The sequence below is a fragment of the Dokdonella ginsengisoli genome (assembly GCF_042652785.1).
In the GTDB taxonomy this organism is placed as follows: domain Bacteria; phylum Pseudomonadota; class Gammaproteobacteria; order Xanthomonadales; family Rhodanobacteraceae; genus Dokdonella_A; species Dokdonella_A ginsengisoli.
This window is the reverse complement of sequence record NZ_JBHSHD010000002.1, coordinates 77,428-94,945: the sequence shown is the minus strand read 5'-3', so window position 1 is coordinate 94,945 and position 17,518 is coordinate 77,428. Positions and strand designations below refer to the sequence as shown.

The 17,518-nt window shown below is 70.9% G+C and carries 17 protein-coding genes and 1 tRNA gene; 8 read left to right on the top strand and 10 right to left on the bottom strand.

All coding sequences use genetic code 11. The features are described from left to right. The first annotated feature begins 394 nt into the window (after positions 1-394). From ACFO6Q_RS00740 to ACFO6Q_RS00730, 3 genes are read left to right on the top strand one after another with little or no spacing between them, the layout of a single operon-like run. Complete coding sequence (locus ACFO6Q_RS00740) at positions 395-1,555, top strand: glycosyltransferase family 4 protein (protein ID WP_380018560.1); 1,161 nt, start codon at positions 395-397, stop codon at positions 1,553-1,555. A gap of 49 nt (positions 1,556-1,604) precedes the next feature. Beyond that, on the top strand, positions 1,605-2,966 hold the full coding sequence (locus ACFO6Q_RS00735; protein WP_380018559.1) for a S1C family serine protease: 1,362 nt from the start codon (positions 1,605-1,607) through the stop codon (positions 2,964-2,966). Next, entirely contained in the window at positions 2,954-3,955 is a 1,002-nt protein-coding gene (locus ACFO6Q_RS00730; RefSeq protein WP_380018558.1) for an FHA domain-containing protein, read from the top strand. The genes ACFO6Q_RS00735 and ACFO6Q_RS00730 overlap by 13 nt, the downstream gene beginning before the upstream one ends. A 21-nt stretch (positions 3,956-3,976) precedes the next feature. On the opposite strand, the gene ACFO6Q_RS00725 is transcribed toward ACFO6Q_RS00730, so the two are convergent. The 3 genes from ACFO6Q_RS00725 to ACFO6Q_RS00715 form a co-directional block, all read right to left on the bottom strand. After that, entirely contained in the window at positions 3,977-6,736 is a 2,760-nt protein-coding gene (locus tag ACFO6Q_RS00725; protein WP_380018557.1) for a C25 family cysteine peptidase, read from the bottom strand. Positions 6,737-6,795: 59 nt separating this feature from the next. Further along, positions 6,796-7,590 carry a M90 family metallopeptidase gene (locus tag ACFO6Q_RS00720; RefSeq protein ID WP_380018556.1) on the bottom strand — a complete coding sequence of 265 codons (795 nt, stop codon included), beginning with the start codon at positions 7,588-7,590 and terminating at the stop codon, positions 6,796-6,798. Positions 7,591-7,675: 85 nt separating this feature from the next. Continuing rightward, positions 7,676-8,062 (bottom strand): hypothetical protein, encoded by a 387-nt coding sequence (locus ACFO6Q_RS00715; RefSeq protein WP_380018555.1) that lies wholly within the window; start codon positions 8,060-8,062, stop codon positions 7,676-7,678. A gap of 252 nt (positions 8,063-8,314) precedes the next feature. Here ACFO6Q_RS00715 and ACFO6Q_RS00710 point away from each other — a divergent pair, with 252 nt between their 5' ends. The 5 genes from ACFO6Q_RS00710 (at position 8,315) to ACFO6Q_RS00690 (ending at position 11,558) form a co-directional block, all read left to right on the top strand. Beyond that, the gene (locus ACFO6Q_RS00710) at positions 8,315-9,355 is read left to right on the top strand and encodes a biotin--[acetyl-CoA-carboxylase] ligase (protein WP_380018554.1); all 1,041 of its coding nucleotides are present in this window, start codon (positions 8,315-8,317) and stop codon (positions 9,353-9,355) included. After that, positions 9,352-10,101, top strand: a complete 750-nt coding sequence (locus ACFO6Q_RS00705; RefSeq protein ID WP_380018553.1) for a type III pantothenate kinase — start codon at positions 9,352-9,354, stop codon at positions 10,099-10,101. Before ACFO6Q_RS00710 ends, ACFO6Q_RS00705 begins: the two co-directional genes overlap by 4 nt. A gap of 39 nt (positions 10,102-10,140) precedes the next feature. Then, positions 10,141-10,806, top strand: a complete 666-nt coding sequence (locus ACFO6Q_RS00700; RefSeq protein ID WP_380018552.1) for an SPOR domain-containing protein — start codon at positions 10,141-10,143, stop codon at positions 10,804-10,806. Between the two features lie 82 nt (positions 10,807-10,888). Next, a tRNA-Thr gene (locus ACFO6Q_RS00695) sits at positions 10,889-10,964 on the top strand. A 351-nt stretch (positions 10,965-11,315) separates the two neighbouring features. Beyond that, positions 11,316-11,558: a hypothetical protein gene (locus tag ACFO6Q_RS00690; protein ID WP_380018551.1), complete on the top strand. Its 243-nt coding sequence runs from the start codon at positions 11,316-11,318 to the stop codon at positions 11,556-11,558. A 22-nt stretch (positions 11,559-11,580) separates the two neighbouring features. On the opposite strand, the gene ACFO6Q_RS00685 is transcribed toward ACFO6Q_RS00690, so the two are convergent. The 7 genes from ACFO6Q_RS00685 to ACFO6Q_RS00655 all read right to left on the bottom strand — a co-directional run bounded on the left by ACFO6Q_RS00685 (position 11,581) and on the right by ACFO6Q_RS00655 (position 17,497). Further along, positions 11,581-12,234, bottom strand: coding sequence for a glutathione S-transferase family protein (locus ACFO6Q_RS00685; protein ID WP_380018550.1), 654 nt, complete (start codon positions 12,232-12,234; stop codon positions 11,581-11,583). 236 nt (positions 12,235-12,470) lie between these two features. Next, positions 12,471-13,049 carry a YkvA family protein gene (locus ACFO6Q_RS00680; protein WP_380018548.1) on the bottom strand — a complete coding sequence of 193 codons (579 nt, stop codon included), beginning with the start codon at positions 13,047-13,049 and terminating at the stop codon, positions 12,471-12,473. Positions 13,050-13,171: 122 nt separating this feature from the next. Then, positions 13,172-15,007, bottom strand: coding sequence for a phospholipase D-like domain-containing protein (locus ACFO6Q_RS00675; RefSeq protein ID WP_380018547.1), 1,836 nt, complete (start codon positions 15,005-15,007; stop codon positions 13,172-13,174). Then, the gene (locus tag ACFO6Q_RS00670; RefSeq protein ID WP_380018546.1) at positions 15,004-15,600 is read right to left on the bottom strand and encodes a YceI family protein; all 597 of its coding nucleotides are present in this window, start codon (positions 15,598-15,600) and stop codon (positions 15,004-15,006) included. The genes ACFO6Q_RS00675 and ACFO6Q_RS00670 overlap by 4 nt, the downstream gene beginning before the upstream one ends. A gap of 16 nt (positions 15,601-15,616) precedes the next feature. Next, positions 15,617-16,093, bottom strand: coding sequence for a SixA phosphatase family protein (locus ACFO6Q_RS00665; protein WP_380018839.1), 477 nt, complete (start codon positions 16,091-16,093; stop codon positions 15,617-15,619). A 152-nt stretch (positions 16,094-16,245) separates the two neighbouring features. Then, positions 16,246-16,722, bottom strand: coding sequence for an EF-hand domain-containing protein (locus ACFO6Q_RS00660; RefSeq protein WP_380018545.1), 477 nt, complete (start codon positions 16,720-16,722; stop codon positions 16,246-16,248). A 142-nt stretch (positions 16,723-16,864) separates the two neighbouring features. Further along, on the bottom strand, positions 16,865-17,497 hold the full coding sequence (locus ACFO6Q_RS00655) for a nucleotide-binding protein (protein ID WP_380018544.1): 633 nt from the start codon (positions 17,495-17,497) through the stop codon (positions 16,865-16,867). Between the last annotated feature and the right edge of the window lie 21 nt (positions 17,498-17,518).

The window sequence follows — 17,518 nt, the reverse complement described above, 5'->3', positions numbered from 1 at the left end:
AGCATTTTCGAGTGTTCTTCCCTGCGTTCTCTGCGCCTCTGCGAGAAACCGGCTCGAACAGCCTCGCGAAGCCTGGAACAACCCTCGCCATTCCCGCGAACGCGGGAATCCACTTTGATCTCCGCTCCGAGAGCAGGATGGATGACCAGCCCCGCGGTGGTTGAACGGCGCCTTGCGCGTTCGCGGGAATGACGGTACTCGGCGTTGTCCAGGGTTCCCTTCAGCGCCGCCCGCGTTCGACGAGCGGCCGCCGGAAGAAATCGGCCGGGCGCCGGTACACCTCCAGCCAGGTCGCGTTTCCGCGTGCCCGCGCGAGCGCGCAGGATCCGTCACTCCGCGTTCCGCCGCGCTTCGTGGTTCAATGGCCGGTCTTGCCGTTCGAACAGGGCCGCGCATGCGCGTGATCTTCAACGTCGACGCGATCACCGCGCCGCTCACCGGCATCGGCCGCTACGCGCTCGAGCTCGCCCGCGGGCTGGCGCGGCATCGCGAGGTCGAGGCGCTCAAGCTGTACTCGGCCTATCGCTGGGTCGACGATCCCGAGCATGCGCTGCACGCCAACGCGACGATCGCCGCGGTGCGCCGCAACGTGCCGTTCAAGAGCGCCGCGCTGGAGGCGTACACGCAGCTGCGCTCGGCGCTGTTCCGCCTGCACACGTGGCGCCTCGACGGCTGGCTGCTGCACACGCCGAACTACGTGCTGATGCCGTTCGCCGGTCCGGCGCTGACCACCGTGCACGACCTGTCCTGGCTGAACCATCCCGAGACGCACCCGATCGAGCGCGTGCGTTTTCTCGACCGCCACCTGCCGCGCAGCCTGGAGAAGGCCGCGGTGGTGTTCACCGATTCGCAGTTCATCGCCGACGAGATCGAAACCCGGCTCGGCGTGCCGCGCGCCAAACTGCGCGTGGTGCCGCTGGGCGTCGACGCGACCTACCGGCCGCGCGCGGCGGACGAGCTGCGCGCGACCTTGCGCAAGCACGCGCTCGAGGACGTGCCCTACCTGCTGGTCGTGGCCACGCAGGAGCCGCGCAAGAACCTCGCGCGGCTCGCTCGCGCCTACGCGGCGCTGCCGGCGGCGCTGCGCGCGCGCCATCCGCTGGTGGTGGTCGGCGCGCGCGGCTGGCTGCGCAGCGAACTGGAGCAGGCGCTGGGTCCGCTCGAGGCGCGCGGCGAGGCGCGGCGCCTGGGCTACGTCGACGAGGAAGACCTGCCGCTGCTCTACGCCGGCGCGCATGCGTTCGCCTTCCCGTCGCTGTACGAAGGCTTCGGCCTGCCGCTGCTGGAAGCGATGGCGAGCGGCGTGCCGGCGCTGACTTCCGACCGCTCGTCGATGCCGGAGGTCGTGCGCGATGCCGAGGGCACGATCGCGCTGACGGTCGATCCGCTCGACGAGGACGCGCTGCGCGACGGCCTGCAGCGACTGCTCGAGGACGCGCCGTGGCGCGCGCGTGCGGCCGAGCGCGGCGCGCGGCACGCGCGCACCTATCCGTGGACGCGCTGCGTCGAGGAGACGGTCGCGGTCTACCGCGAAGTGCTGGGGCAGGGACGTTGAACCGGAGGCGAGGCAGGCGATAGGCTCGGCGTCCGCCGTGGAGATGCCGATGAAGGAACCTTGCAACGCACCGCGCTGGATCTGCCTGCTCGCGCTGGCGCTCGGCGCCGCCGCAGCGTCAGCGCAGGAAGCCGCGCCCGCCGCGCCGCCCGCCGCACCGCCGGCCGCGCCGGTGTCGGCCGCGGCTGAGGGCATCTACGCCGGCACGCGGCCGAGCCTGCTGCAGATCCGCACCCTGGTCGAGGCCGCCGGTCGGCAGTCGTCGATCGGCTCCGGCTTCCTGGTCGGTGCGGACGGGCTGGCGGTGACCAACTACCACGTCGTCTCGCAGTACGCGCTGGAGCCGAAGACCTACCGCCTGGAGTTCGCGCGGCCGGACGGCACGCAGGGCGCGCTGACCCTGCTCGCCATCGACGTCGCCAACGACCTGGCCGTGGTGCGGCTGGAAGGCGCCGACCTGCCGCACCTGCAGTTCGATCCGGGCGCGCTGTCGGGCGAGCTGCCGCGCGGCGAGCGCGTCTACGCGATGGGTAATCCGCTCGACATCGGCTTCACCATCGTCGAGGGCACCTACAACGGGCTGGTCGAGCGCAGCTACAACGAGCGCGTGCACTTCACCGGCGCGATCAATCCGGGCATGAGCGGCGGTCCGGCGGTGACCGCGGCTGGCCGCGTCGCCGGGGTCAACGTCGCCAAGCGGCTCGACGGCGAGCTGGTCAGCTTCCTGGTCCCGGCGAGCAAGGCGGCGGCGCTGGTCGAGCGCGCGCGCGCCGGCGCGCCGCTGGATCCGGCGCAGACGCGCGAGGAGATCGACCGTCAGTTGCTGGCCTGGCAGGAGGCCTTCTATCGCGAGCTGGACGAGCGCGGCTTCCGCGCGACGACGTTCGGCCCGTATCGCGCGCCGGAGAGTTCGGCGCCGTGGTTCAACTGCTGGGCGCGCACCAACGCCGAGCAGACGCCGCGGCCGCGCGCGCAGATGGACAGCTCCAGCTGCAATTCGCAGAGCTCGCTGTTCGTCGCCGAGGACATCGAGAGCGGCCGCGCCGAGCTGACGCACGCCTACGTGCGCAGCAGCGATCTCAACGCGTTCCAGTTCGCCGCGTTCCTGTCGCAGTACTACGCCTCGGCGTCGATGAGCCGCTCGTGGTCGCGCAAGCGCCTGACCCAGCCCGAATGCCACGAGGAATTCGTCACGCCGGCCGACCCGGCCGCCGCACCGGTGCTGCGCGCGGTCTGGTGCGCGCGCGCCTATCGCGACTTCGCCGGCCTCTACGACGTGGCGCTGACCACGGTGACGCAGGACCGCGACCGCGAGGCGCTGGTCTCGCGCCTGGCCATGCAGGGGGTCAGCTACGACAACGCACTCGCGCTGGGACGGCGCTTCCTCGGAGCGGTCGCATGGACGAAGTGAACGTGACGCCCGCCGCCGAGGCGGTCTGGCTCGAGGTGCTCGGCCGCCATCGCGACGTCGTCGCGCGCGAGCGCGTCACCGCAGCGGCGATCACCGTCGGCCGCGCCTTCGACAACGACGTCGTGCTCGACGACCCGTACGTGGCCGCGCACCACCTGCGCATCGTGCGCGGCGACGACGGACGCTGGAGCGCGCAGGACCTGGGCAGCCGCAACGGCGTCTACGTCGAGGGCTCGGCGCAGCGCCGCGACCGCGTCGCGCTCGAGCGCACGACCGCGCTGCGCATCGGCCACACCGTGCTGCGCCTGCGCTCCTCCGCCGAGGCGGTGGCGCCCGAGCTGCCGCTCGCCGGCCACCGTTCGCCGTGGCCGTTCGCGCTGGTGGCGATCGCGCTGGTGTTCGCGCTGGAGCTGCTCGGGCTATGGCTGAACGAGACGGGTGAGTCGAAACTGATCCGCTATCTGACGCCGGCGCTGACGGTGGTCGCCATCATCGCCGTGTGGACGACGCTGTGGAGCGTGCTGTCGCGCGTATTCAGCGGCCATGCGCGCTTCGGCCTGCATCTGGCGATCATCGGCAGCGGCCTGCTGGCCTATTCGCTGTACGACCAGGTCGGCGAGTTCGGCGCGTTCGCGCTGTCGTGGCCCGCGCTGACCACGTACCAGTACGTCGTGGCCTGGCTGATCCTCGCCGCGGTCTGCTTCTTCCATCTGCGCGCGGTCAGTTCCGCGCGTCTGCCGACGAAGGCGATCGCGCTGGCCGCGCTGGCCGCGCTCGGCATCACGGTGCAGAGCCTGAAGCTGTCCGAATGGCGTTCGACCTACGGTCAGGCGGTCACCCTGCAGCGCCTGCAGCCGCCGTCGATCCGCCTGGCCGGTGCCGAGAGCATGCAGGCGTTCTTCGCCCAATCGGAAGCGTTGAAGGCGTCGCTCGACCAGGCGCGCAGCCGCGAGCCCGACGAGCCGGCCGAATCCGACGACGCGCAGTGACGGCGTCGTCCGGGGCGCGGCTCAGGGCGAGCCGGCCGCGGCGGTCTTCGGCAACGCGGACTGCGCCTGCTGCCGCGCCTGCGCGGTGCGCGACGGGTCCTCGAAATCGATCTGCATGATCGTGTCGGCGTGCCATTCCGGTGCGCGATACGGCGCGCGCCGGAAATCGCGCCACCAGTCGGCCAGCGCGACGCGCATCGGCTTGGCCGGCTTTCGCGCCTCGAAGTCGAGGCCGCCGACGGCGTCGCGGCCGGTCGTCGGCGACGCGGCGTAGACGCGCACCTGGGCGAGCTTGCCGCGTGCCGCCGCCGGCACCGGCAGGCGGAAGCGCGCATCGTCGGTGCGGTAGTCCGCCGAGGCGAGCTTGGCGCCCTTCGCGTCGAGCCAGTCGACGCGCACGTTGCCGGCGAAGCCCGGCTGCTGCAGGTCGACGACGATGCCGTCGCTCCAGCGGCCGTCGTCGCGCACCACGCGCGCGTTGTCGCGCGGACGCTCGAGCACGATGGCCGGGTCGCCGAGCAGGTTGTACATCTCCACCAGCACGCGGTCCCTGGACTGCCGCTTGCCGCGCACGATGGCCTCGCCGATGGTCGCGCCGGGCGTCAGCAGTTCGCTGATGATGCTCTTGCTGAAAGCCGGCGACGGCGAATTGCGCCAGGACGCGGCGAACACCGCGACCGCACCCTTGTCCGGCTCGCGCAGGAACTTCTCGCCGATCGAGTCCTCGGTCGGGTTGTCGAACGGCGCGGAATAGCAGGTCATCGACAGGATCATCGGCAGGCGCTCGGTGTTCTTCAGCGCGCTGACGTCGTCGAGAGTGAACAGGTCGTGGTTCTTGCTGAAGTCCGGCGGGCCCGTGCGCCAGATGTAGCGGCCGCCGTGGCCGATGAAGTGCACCAGCAGGCGACCGTCGTCGATGCCGTCGCGGATCGCGGCCTGGTGCGCGGAGTTCTGCGACTCCTTCGGGCTGGCGTAGACCTTGTCGGCGAGGAAGCCTTCCTTGCCGAGCGCGGTGGCGATCTCGTCGGAGGCCTTCTTGAACGAGTCGATCTCGTCGGTGATGAACATCACGTCGCGGCGCCAGGCGCCCAGCTGCGGCTTGGACAGGTAGTCGATGGTCTTGTCGACGATCGCCTTGACCTCGTCGGGCTTGACCACCGGGAAGCGTCCGACCGCGACGACCGGATGCCAGTCGTCGCCGTCGACCGCGGCGAACCAGTTGTCGCTGGCGGACTGGCCCTCGGGCGAGGGGAACTGCCAAGTCGGGATCAGGTTGCGCTCGCCGAGCTTCTTGGGCATGTCCTTGTAGTGCGAGCTGGCGATGACGCCGAACGCGTTCGGATACTGCAGCTCCAGCCCCACCCACTTCGCGTACTGGCCGTCGCGGAAGCTGTCGTTGCGGATGTCGAAGCTGGAATCGCCCACCAGCAGCAGGAAGCGCGGTCGCGGCGCCGGCCAGGAGTGATAGGCGACGTCGACCAGGTTGCGCACCGCCTGCGGATGCGTGATGCCGTGGTTGAACTCGTCGTAGACCGCGTTGATGTCGAGGATCGCCACCTTGAGGCCGCGCTTCTCGTGGAACTCGGCCAGCGGCCGGATCGACTCGATCAGGCTCGGGTGGCTGACGATCAGATAGTCGTACGGCTGGTCCGGCTGGCGCCATCCGCCTTCGGCGACCGCGCGCAGCGCGACCGGCCTGGCCAGGCCGTCGCCGAGCACCGGAAACAGCTCGGTGCCGGCCGTCGCCGGCGCGAACGCGTAGCGGCCGGGACCCAGCGCGCGGCCGGGACGGCGCAGTCCGTCGCTGCCGTACAGCGCCGGCACGCCGTCGCCGCGCCAGGCAAGTTGCAGCGGCGAGGCTGCATCGGCGGCCACCGTCAGCGGCAGCGCGCCGGCATCGAGATCGCCGGCGAGCCGGTAGCGCGTCTCGAACCAGTTGAACATCACCACGTCGACCACGCTCTGCGCGGCATCCCACGGCAGCGCGCGCTTGGGCACCTGCAGCGACAGCGTGTTCTGCGCGGCCTTCAGCCAAGCGCCGGGCACCTCGAGTTCGCGACGGATCTCGTCGCGCCCGTTCCAGCGCAGCGAGCTCAGCGCCTTGCCGTTGACCAGCACCTCGACGGCGTGGTCCTCGGGCTTGTCGCCCTTGTGCTTGTACGGCGGATTCACCTGCGACAGGCCGCGGAAGTTCACGGTGAGCTTCACCTGGCCGGCGCGCGGGTCGAGATCGGGCAGATCGAAGCGCGTCTCGAACGGCTTCGGATCGACCTGGGTCAGCTTGGCCCATTGCCAGACGTCGGACTCCTGCCCCGGCTTCTGCTGGGTCTGGTCGAGCCGGATCATCATGTTTTCCTGCTCGAGGTGCAGGTGCCTCTCCAGCGCGGCGCGGCCGCTGCCGTCGGCCTCGACGTCGCGCAGGCGGGCGTGCGGGCCCGCGGCGGCGCCGAGCAGGTAGACGTTGTTGATGCTGTACGGGTCGTACCAGCTCTCCGGGCCGTGCAGCGCCCGGCCGATCCATTCGATGCGGTCGCCGGCGGCGAAGCGCTCTGCGGCGGCGATCACGCGGATCGGCACCTCCTTGCCGTTCTGCGTCAGCACCAGCTCGTCCGCGGCGCAGTCGGCCAGGCCAGGCTGTGCGGCGACGATGGCGGCGTGGTCGAGCGTGTAGACGCCGGCGTGTTCGAGCTCGATGTGCAGGCGGCCGCTGCAGGCCAGGGCGGGCAGGGGGGCGGCGAACAGGGTCAGCGCGAGCGCGCGGATCGGAAAGGCGAGAGGCATGTCGGCAGGCGGTAGCGGGACGGAACCCGCACGGCGAAAAGGCTACGGAACCGCGCAGGCTACCGGTCTGACCGCAGCCCCGCAACCGAAGTTGCAGGCGCCGGCGCGGCGTAGAAGCGCCGCAGCAGGTCCGCCACCGCCGGGGCTTCGCGCGCCAGCAGGACGGGGTCGGAGAAGTGCAGTTCGCTGACAACGGCGAAGTATTCGTCGACCGATTCGGCCGCGTACGGATCGATCGCCGTGTCGCGGCCGCGCTGCACCGCGCGCGCCAGCGCGTCGTAGGCCGGCTGCATGGCGCCGATCCATTCGCTGCGCGCGATCGTCGGCGGCAGCCGCGGCGTGCCGTTCATCGCCCCGTCCAGCGCGTCGAGCTTGTGCGCGATCTCGTGCGCGACCACGTTGAAGCCGTCGAACGGATGCGCCAGGTCGGTGGCGACGTCGGCCCAGGACAGGATCAGCGGGCCGCGCTCCCAGGCTTCGCCGATCAGGTCGTCGTCGCCTTCGGTGACCACGCCGCTGCGCTCGTCGTGGTGCTCGCGCCGCACGCGGAATTCGCCCGGGTAGACGATCACCTCGCGCCAGCCGGCGAGATGCTCGAAACCCAGGTGCAGCACCGGCAGGCAGGCCAGCGCCGCGATCGCCAGGCAGTCGGCGGCGACGAGTTCGTGCCCGCCGGCGGCGCTGAAGGTCTTGCGCGCGAGGAAGCGTTCGCACAGCGTGCGCAGCGCGGTGCGATCGCCGTCCGGCAGCCGTTCGAACAGCGCCGAGCGGCGCAGCAGCGCGTGCCAGTCGGAATCTTCGATGCGCGGCGCCGGCGCGAAGGCGTCGCGCAGGCGCCGCAGCCAGTTCGTCATGCGCGGTTCCGGTGCGGGATCGACCGGATTAGAACCGGAAGCCGCGGCGGCGTACATCCCCGCCGCGAGCAAGGACTCGATGCGACTACTTGATCGCGCCGGGGACCAGCGACTGCCAGCGATAGCTCGGCCGCTTCGGCGTGGCCACGTTCGGCGCTGCCGGGTCGACCTGCTGGATCGGGCCCGGCGGCAGCGCATCGGGCGTCTTCGGTGTGGCACCAGGGCGGGTCGGTGCGGCGCCGGCGTCACCGCCGCGCGCGGCACGCGGTTCGCTGCCGCCGCCTTCGTCGGGCATGTCGACCATCACGTTGCGGAGGCTGCGGCCCGGCGTATTGCCCAGGCCGTTGTCCGAATCACCGGCGGCGTTCAGCGCGAGCAGCCCGACGCCACGCAGCGGCGCGTCCTGCGCGAACGCAGTCGCACCGCAGGCCAGGCCCACGACGAACGCGAGAGCGAGAACGGGCTTGTTCATGAAGGGATTCCCGATGAGGGAAGCGACTATGCTCGCACGATCCATGGGTCGACTCCAGTACCCGCCTTTAGCACGTTTCATGCCACCAGGCCAAGGGCCGTCCGGCGCGTATCCGCCCGGCCGGAAGGTGTCCGCCGGACACCGGCGGACAACCGCGGACAGACCGCCGGCCTGCAGCGATCTGGGATGCGCCGGCAGGGCGGTTGGTTGCACCCACGCCTGCTCGCGATGACGCCCGGCTACACTGCCGCGATGTCCGCGTCCGTCGCCCGCCCCGCCCACGCCCATGCGCCGCCGCCGCTGCTGGCCGCTCTCGCGCACGGCGGAGCGGTCTCCGGCAGCGAGCTGGCGGCCCGCCTCGGCATCAGCCGTGCCGCGATCTGGAAGCAGATCGAGCGCCTGCGCGAATTCGGCCTCGAGGTGGAGGCGCAGGCCGGCCGCGGCTACCGTCTCGCGGCGCCGATCGAATGGCTCGATGCGCCGTGCATCCGCGCGGAGCTGAGCCCGGCCGAGGCGGCCCGCCTGTCGGATCTGGCGCTGCACTGGCAGCTCGATTCGACCAGCAGCGAGCTGCAGCGGCGCGCCGCCGGCGATGCGCGCGACGGGCTGACCTGTCTGGCGGAATGGCAGGACGCCGGCCGCGGCCGCCGTGGCCGGGTCTGGCGTACGCCGCTCGGCGGCGGCCTGGCGCTGTCGCTGCTCAAGCGCTTCGACGACGGCATGGCCGCGCTGGGCGGTCTCAGCCTGGTCGCCGGCGTCGCCGCCGTGCGCGCGCTGCACGACTGCGGCGTCGAAGGCGTCGGGCTGAAATGGCCGAACGATCTGGTCGCGCGCGAACGCAAGCTCGGCGGCATTCTGGTGGAGCTCGGCGGAGACGCGACCGGGCCCTGCCATGCGGTGATCGGCATCGGACTGAACCTGCGCCTGGACGCGCGCACGGCCGCCGCGATCGACCAGCCGTGGATCGACCTGGCGACCCTGACGGGCGCTGCGCCGCCGTCGCGCAACCGGCTGGCGGCGCGCCTGATCGCGCAGCTCGGCGCCGCGCTCGAGCGGTTCGCCGCCGACGGCTTCGACGCCTTCGTCGAGGACTACCGGGGACTGGATCTTCTGCGCGGCCGCGCCGTGCGCGTGCTGCGCGCCGGGGCGGTCGAGGACGGCGTGGCGCTCGGCATCGACGCGCGCGGAGCGTTGCGCGTCGCGTTCGCCGACGGCGAGCGCCGCGTCGACGGCGGCGAGGTCAGCGTGCGCCCGGCCGGCTTCGATTCGACCGCACGAGGATCGGACGCATGAAGCTCCTCGTCGACCTCGGCAACACGCGCCTGAAGTGGGCGACGCTGACGCGCGGCGAACTGCGCGCCGGCGGCGTGTTCGCGCACGGGCGCGAGCCGCTGGAAGCGGCCTTGCGCGCGGAATGGGCCGACCTGCGCGGCGTCGAGGGCGTGCTCGTCGCCAGCGTGGTCGCGCCGGCGCGCGAGGCGGAACTCGACGCGCGCGTGCGCGAACGCTTCGGCGGCCATGCCCGGTTCGTGCGCACGCCGGCGGCGGCGCTCGGCGTGCGCAACGCCTACGCCGAGCCTGCGCGGCTGGGCGTCGACCGATTCCTCGCGTTGGCGGCGCTGCACGGCGAACGCGCGCGCGCGCAGGTCCTGGTCAGCGTCGGCACCGCCCTGACGGTTGACGCGCTGGACGCCGGCGGCCGCCACCACGGTGGCCTGATCCTCGCCAGCCCCCGCCTGATGCGCGAGGCCGTGCTCGGCAACACCGCCCGCGTCGACGCGCTCGGCGGGCGCTGGAGCGAGATGCCGGACAACACCGTCGACGCGGTGGTGTCCGGCTCGCTGTACGCAGCGCTCGGTGCGATCGAGCGTTTCCTCGCGGCAGCGACGCCGCGTCTGGGCGGACCGCCGGCACTGGTCCTCACCGGCGGCGGCGCCGAGGAACTGGCGCCGCTGCTGCCGGACGCCGAGCGCGCGCACGACCTCGTCCTGCGCGGGCTTGCGCGATGGGCCGCGGAAGAGTCCGCGCCGGAACACTAGAATCGCCTCTTCGTTCCGCCCGAGGTCGGCCCGCTTCCGATGTTCGTCCGCGCCCTGTTCCTTCTGCTGCTCGCGCTGAATATCGGCGGCGCCTGCTGGCTCGCGTTCGGGCAGAAGCCCGCCGCGCCGCCTGCCGCGACCGATCCCGGCGTACCGAAGCTGGTGCTGCTGGCCGAGCGCGACGGCGACGGGCCGCTCGCCACCGCGGAACTGGCCGAGGCACCGGAAACCCCGGTCGATCGCGCCAACGACCAGTGCCGCACGCTCGGCCCGTTCCCGACCCAGGCCGACCTGCGCGCGGCGATGAATGCATTGACGCCGCTGACCAAGCGCATCCAGTTCCGCGAGACGCACGCGACGCAGACGCGCGGCTACTGGGTCTACCTGCCGGCGATGGCCTCGCGCGAGCAGGCGCTGGCGACCGCCCGCGCGCTGTCGGCCAAGGGCGTGCGCGACTACTACATCGTGACCGCCGGCGACCAGCAGAACACGATCTCGCTCGGCCTGTTCCGCGAGCCGGCCAACGCCGAGAAACGGCGCAACGAGATCGGCGCGCTCGGCTTCAAGCCGCAGACGAACACGCGCACCGAAGACCTGCCGCAGTACTGGATCGACCTCGCCCTGCTCGGCGACCAGCCGCTGGACTGGCGCGCGCGCGTGCCCGCGCAGCGCGACCTGCGCGAGGAAACCATCGATTGTTTTTGACGCTTCGAGCGGTTGCGCGGCAAGAAGGCGGGCCTGGATCGGCAAATACGCCTGCGGGCGGATCGCTTACAATCCCGCCCGCGCCGCTTTAGCTCAGTTGGTAGAGCAACCGCCTTGTAAGCGGTAGGTCATCCGTTCGAGTCGGATAAGCGGCACCATTCGATGATTCCGGCAAGTGCGGGGACGACTTGGGAAGCGCCAGAATCCGCGACAACGCGGGTTTTCGTTCCATTGCGGACAGCGCTCCGGGCCACTCCGCGGCCCGCCCGACGCGGGCGCTCCGCCGTACGCACGGAACGCTCCGGAACTTCGATGTCCTGCACGTCCAGCCGCCCCGATACCCTCGTCCTGCTGCTCGCCGGCCTGACGTCCGTTGCCGCTGTTGCGCAGCCGTCCGAAAAGCCGAACGACATCCACGAAAGTTTCCTTCGCTACCGCGCACGAGTCGTCGCGGAAGGCTGGGTGCCGAGGCAGACCGCGCTGCCGTTCGGCGACGGGCTGGAAAGGTCGTGGGGTCCGCCCTGGCGTTCTATCAGGCGGGCTTCCACGAAGTGGAAATCTGCGCCGGCACCGGCGTGAATCCGTGCATCTTCAACTACGTTCGCGGTGCGCAGTGCCTGCGCGTCCATACCGTCGGCGAGCAGCCCGAAGACGCCACGATCAGCGACGTCAGTCACGAGTGCCCGCCGGACGAAGCCCTGAAACGTCCGGGCTCACGAGAGGACGAGGAGCGGCCGGCTCGGCCGGGATGACGGCACGTGCCCGCCGGCGACCTCAGCCGCCGACCGGCGGCGCGGCGTTGACCGCCCACTGCGCGGCGAACGCGCGCCGGTAGGCAGGCCGCGTTTCGCCACGGGCGACATAGGCGGCCAGCGACGGAAATTCATCCAGGAGGCCCGAAGGCCGCAGCCGCAGCAGCACCGAGACCATCATGAGGTCGCCCGCGCTGAAGCTGCCGTCGAGCCAGTCGGCATCGCCCAGACGCGCCGCCAGCTGCGTCAGCCGATCGCGAATGCGATCTTCGACCAGGGGCAGCCGCTCGGCGGTCCAGGGCTTGTCCCTCTCGAGGATCCGCGCGGTAACCAGCTCCAGGATCACCGGCTCCACGGTGTTGAGCGCGGCGAAGATCCAGGTGATCGCCCGCGCCCGTGCGCCGGCGTCATCGGGCAACAGGCCCGCGTGATGCTGGGCAATGTGGAAGACGATCGCGCCGGTCTCGAACAGGGCGAGATCGCCCTCTTCGTACGTGGGAATCTGGCCGAACGGATGCAGGGCCAGATGCGCCGGTTCCTTCATCGCGCGGAACGACACCGGACGAACCTCGTAGGGCAGGCCCGCTTCCTCCAGCGCCCAGCGCACGCGCGTATCGCGGGCCAGTCCCTTGCCGCCATCGGGCGAGCGTTCAAAGGCGGTGATGACGATGCCCATCGGTGCAGGTTCCTGGCGATTGATCGGCTGCGTATCGGCAAGTCGGATGGCCGGCTCTCTCCCGTGCGACGATCCGGCGGCGCCGGACTCGACATCGCGCGGAGAAAATTTCCGGTTTCGGCGCGGCTGCGCAGTGATCGGTTGGATGGAACGAAGAATCGGAAACGAGGCTGGAGAAGCCATACGAAAAAGGCCGCCTTGCGGCGGCCTTTTCGCGACGGAAGACTGCGGCCTCGTCAGCCGCGGAACGTGAACAGCACCGGCTTCCAGCCGCCGCTGGACTGGTAGCTCTGGCCACGGCGCTTGCGCATGCGCTCGATCAGCTCGATGCGGCGCGCTTCGGCCCACTCGACGCGCTGCGTCTTCAGCGCGGACGGATCGACGCCGCGGCGCGCGGCCTCGTCCTTGCGATAGAGCACGAAGTCCTCGTAAGCCTCGATCTCGTACTGCAGCTCGCGTACGCACAGTTCGATCATGATCGCGTCGTCGAGGAAGCCGAGCACCGGCACCCCGTCGGGAATGATGTCCTGCGGATTGGCGAAGTAGGTCAGGCAGGCGAGCACGTGCTGGCGGTCTTCCTCCGGCAGCGCGAAGCCTTCGTCGTTGGCCATCGCGATCATGCTGTCGAGCTTGCCCAGGCGCTCGGCGATGAAGTTCGGCAGCTTGACCTTGTGGCCGTCCACGAGCAGTTTCGAGGCGGCCTCGGTGATCTGCTGCGGCGACAGGCTCTTGGCCTCGCTCTGCGCGCGCTGCATCGCGTCGATGAAGTGCTGGAGGTCGGCATCGCCGAGTTCGATGGTGATCGCGAGCGACATGGGAGGAACTCCGCGGGAAACGACGCGCGAGACTAGCCAGCGGGGCCGGTGACGTCAATGTGGCCGCGCCGGACGCGCCGACGGCGCCGGCTCCGGACGGCCGTCCGCGGGTTCGGCGGCGCTCAGAGGATGCCGACCAGGCCGGCGCCGAAGGCGGTCACGATGCGCGTGTAGATGGTCTTCAGCGGCAGGTCGACCTCGGGGAAGTCGCCGACGTCCTCGTAGCAGGCCTCGAAGCCGGGGTCCCCGGGCGGCAGGGGCCGGCAGCCGGGTTTCAGCTCGTAGCTGGTGGCGTAACGGAACGGCCACAGATCGAACAGCGGCAGCGCGGTCGAGGCGGTGGCGATGACGTTGTTGAGCTTGCGGATCAGCTTCGGTCCGGTCTGGGGCTGTCGCGCGATGGTCCACGCGTTCTGCGGCGCCGCGTTGCGCAGCACGGCTTCGCGCACGCGGTCGGCCACGGCACGGTCGTAGATGATGAAGCCGGACTCGGTGTTGACGTTGTCCGAGCGCGGGTCGAAGTTGTGCGAGCCGATCAGGCTGACGCGGTCGTCGATGACGATCGACTTGGCGTGCAGGCCCAGCCGCACGCCGCTGCGCGTGAGCGGCGTGCGCCCGTAGCGCTGGTAGCGGCCGGCGTTGCCGCCGCCGGCGAGCCGGTCGTAGTTGCGCACGAACTCGGCGGCGTCGGCTGGGAACGGCTTGAACTCGTGGATCTGGAAGCCGTAGCGCTTCAGATAGCGCTTCTTGTACTTGTACGACAGCGCGTAGACGTAGAACGCGTCGGTCGCGGCGAGCGAATTGGTCGACACGACGATCGGCACGCGCGGCTTGCGCTTGTACAGGTCGCGGAACACCTCGCGCGCGCTCGGGCTGAGCACGAGGTAGGGCGTCTCGAACACCACCTGCTTGCGTGCGGCCAGCAGCAGGTCGCTGATGCGCCGGGTCAGCTCGGCGCCGGACGGATCGTCCGGGCGCTGCGCCTTGTCCGGCGCGTCGGAGAAGTAGTCGACGCGGCCGACCGGCAGCGCCGCCGCCGCGAAGTGGTCGCGCACGTAGTCGAAGTCGGTCGCGCGCGTGCGCAGCGCGGCGATGCGCTCGAGGTCGGCCGATTCCGGCGGCGCGAAGCCGGACGCCTGTCCGCCGCCGGCGGCGACGAGGCGGCGGTTGACGTCGTTGAGCCGGGTCAGCGGCTTGCTGCGCGGGTGGCTCCAGAACTGCTCGAACGAGGCACGCATCTCGGCGCCGACCGGCGGGCCGAGCACGAGCACGTCGCGGTCGCGGTAGTCGAATTCCGGATCCCAGTCGAAATAGCGGTTCTCGATGTTGCGTCCGCCGGCGATGCCGATCTGGCCGTCGATCAGCAGCAGCTTGTTGTGCATGCGCTGGTTGAACTTCGAGAAGCAGCAGATCACGCCGGCGGCGAATTCCAGCGGCTGCGTCACCGCCTCGTCGAAGGTCGGGTTGTAGAGCCGGAACTCGAAGTTCGCGTGCGCGCGTGCGATGCGCGACAGCCAGTCGACGTTGTCGAGGGAGAACAGCTGGTCGGCCAGCACGCGCACCTTCACGCCGCGGCGCGCGGCGGCGATCAGCTCGTCGAGCACCAGCCAGCCGGCGTCGTCGCCGGCCCAGATGAAGGTCTGCAGGTCGATGCTCTCGCGCGCCGCGCGGATCAGGTGCACGCGCAGCAGCAGCGAGTCCTCGCCCACTTCCAGCACGTTGACGTAGTGCGCCGGTGCGTCCGGCCGGCTCGACGCGCGCGCGCGTTCGACCAGTTCGCGGTACGGCGAGGGAATCGCGCAGTGATCGGCGCGGTCGCAGTCCAGTGCGCCGGGGCGTTCGGCCGCGACCACCGCATCGGCCTGGCGCGCCAGTTCACGGTTCAGGCCGCAGGCGGACAGGAGCAGCAGCGTGCCGAGGCCGAGCAGGAGGCGGGCACCGCACGAACGTGGCGTCATCGCCGGGCGGGTTGCGCGTAGACGCTGAAGGCGAGTTCGACCTTGTCGCTGAGCGTGCCGCGACGCGAGCGCATCTCGAAATCGGACCGGCGGATGGCGCCCTCGACCTCGATCGGGCAGTCGAACGCCGGCTTCTCGCAGCTCGACGGCCGCATCTGGAAGCTGACCTTCTTGCGGATTCCGCGCACGGTCAGCGCGCCCGGCAGCTCGCCGCCCTTGCGCAGGCGCTCCTGCGGGATCGGCTCGGAGGTGAATTCGATCTGCGGGTGTCTTTCGGCGTCGAAGAATTCCGGCGACTTGACCCAGTTCTCGTAGTTCTTGCTGTTCATGCGGATCGCGTCGACGTCGATGCGCGCGTCGACGCTGATCTGGCTGCGGAAGCGGTCGACCTGCACGGTGCCGTGCACCTTGCCGAAGCGGCCCTCGACGCCGACCAGCCACAGTACCTTGACCTTGAAGTCGACGCGCGAGCGTTCGCTGTCCAGGCGCACGGCTTCCTCGCCGTCGGCCGCGACTGCGCGCTCGACGGGAGCGGCCGACAGCACCACCGCAAGGAGCGCGAAAGCCAGCGGCGCGCGCGACGGATGGAACATGACGCGCAGGCTGCGACTACGGCCACCAGAAATGGCGGGCGGTGGCGCTGCCCGGTTCGAAGCCGGCGTTCTCGCCCAGGCGCAGCCAGACGACGCCGCCGGGCGGGATGCCGCGGCCCGAATCGGACGCGCCTTCGGTCAGCAGCGCGACCAGGTTCTCGAGCCCGGGATTGTGGCCGACGAGCAGCAGCTGCTCGACGTCGGCGTGGTCGTCGAGCACGCGCAGCAGCGTCGCCGGGGTCGCCTCGTAGATGCGCGCCTCGCTGCGCAGGTCGGCGTAGCCGAGGATCGCGAGCACGCGTTCGCAGGTTTCGCGCGTGCGCGCCGCCGGCGAGTAGAGCACGCGGTCCGGCGCCGCGCGGTGGTCTTTCAGCCAGACGCCGGCCGCATCGGCCTCGGCCTCGCCGCGCAGGCTGAGCACGCGCGCGATGTCGTCCTGACCCGGGGCTGCCGAGTCGGCGTGCGCATGACGCAACAGGATGATCTCGCGAATGGCCATGGCCGCTTCCTCTCGCTCCGATGCGCGATGATGCCTGATTCGACGCGGCCCCGGTCAAGCACCGCGTATGGCCGGTGCGCGCCGCACGCACGGCGGACGGCGGGGCAGCCCGTCCGCCGCGCGCGCGGCGCGCGTTTCGATGCGGCTTACTGGGCGGAGGCGTCGCGCGGGCCGCGATGCCCGTGCCCGCGCTTGGCGGCGAACTGCTCGGCGGTCAGCGAGTCGGCGCCGCCGCTGAGCTTGTCGAAGCGCGCCATTTCCTTGGCCTGGAAATCGGCCTTGCTGACCTTGCCGCTGTCGCTGGCGTCGTAGCGCTGGACGAAGCGCTCCGCGCGCTTCTGCGCGCGCTCGGCGGCGGCCGGCGAGGCGGCCAGTTCGTTCGCGTCGACGCTGCCGTCGTGGTTGGCGTCCATGCGGTCGAAGCGGCCGTCGACCCAGGCCTGGTATTCGGCGCGGCTGATCTTGCCGTCGTGGTCGGTGTCGATGCGGTCGAAGAAGCGTTGCCGGGCTTCGGTGTGCTTGGCGGAGCGGGCGATGTCGGCGTCGGTGACCGGTGCCGCAGCGGCCATACCGGCGGCGCACAGCGCGCCGGCTGCCAACACGGTGGGGAGGAAGTTGCGCATGTTCGGGACCTCGTGCAGCGGCCAGGTCGGCCGCAGCACTATTGAACGTCCGCAGCGCGCCGGCGTTCGCCGCCGGCGTGCAAAGATCGCGCAAATTCTTGTGAAGCCGCGGGCCGCCGCGACGGCGGCTCCGCGCCGGCGTTCAGGAATGCTTCTTCAGCCAGCGCAGCAGCCTGGCCCAGTCTTCCTGGTGCGAGCGCACCAGTTCGGAGTGGTAGTCGAAGATGCTCTTGCCGAGCGCGTTGGCGAGCACGTAGCCCTGCGTGTCGCGCAGTTCGGCGACCAGCGGGAACGGAAACCTGCGCATTTCCTCGACCGCCAGCTGCGAGGCGTTCGTCCACGGCTTGAGGCGGTTCGCGACCAGGCCGACCGCGACCTTGCCGCGCTTGATGCGGGCGAGGCCGGCGAGTTCGTTCAGGAACGGCTCGGTCGCCTCCAGGTCGATCGCCGACGGCAGCACCGGTACCAGCACGACGTCGACCTGCTCGAGGTAGGCCTCGACCTCGCCGGCGCGGATGCCGGCCGCACTGTCGACGATGACGCGCTGGGCGTCCGCCGGCACCTGCTTCTCCCAGTCGCGCCGCAGGCCGGGCAGGCCCAGCACCGCGTTCGCGTGGGGCGCGCGCTTCTCGCACCAGCGCAGTCCCGAACCCTGCCGGTCGGCGTCGACCAGCACGGTGTTCTTGCCGTCGACCGCGTAGTACGCCGCCAGATTCGTCGCCAGCGTGCTCTTGCCGGCGCCGCCCTTCGAACTCGCCACCAGGACTTTCAGCATGCTGCCTCCTGTCGGTACGCC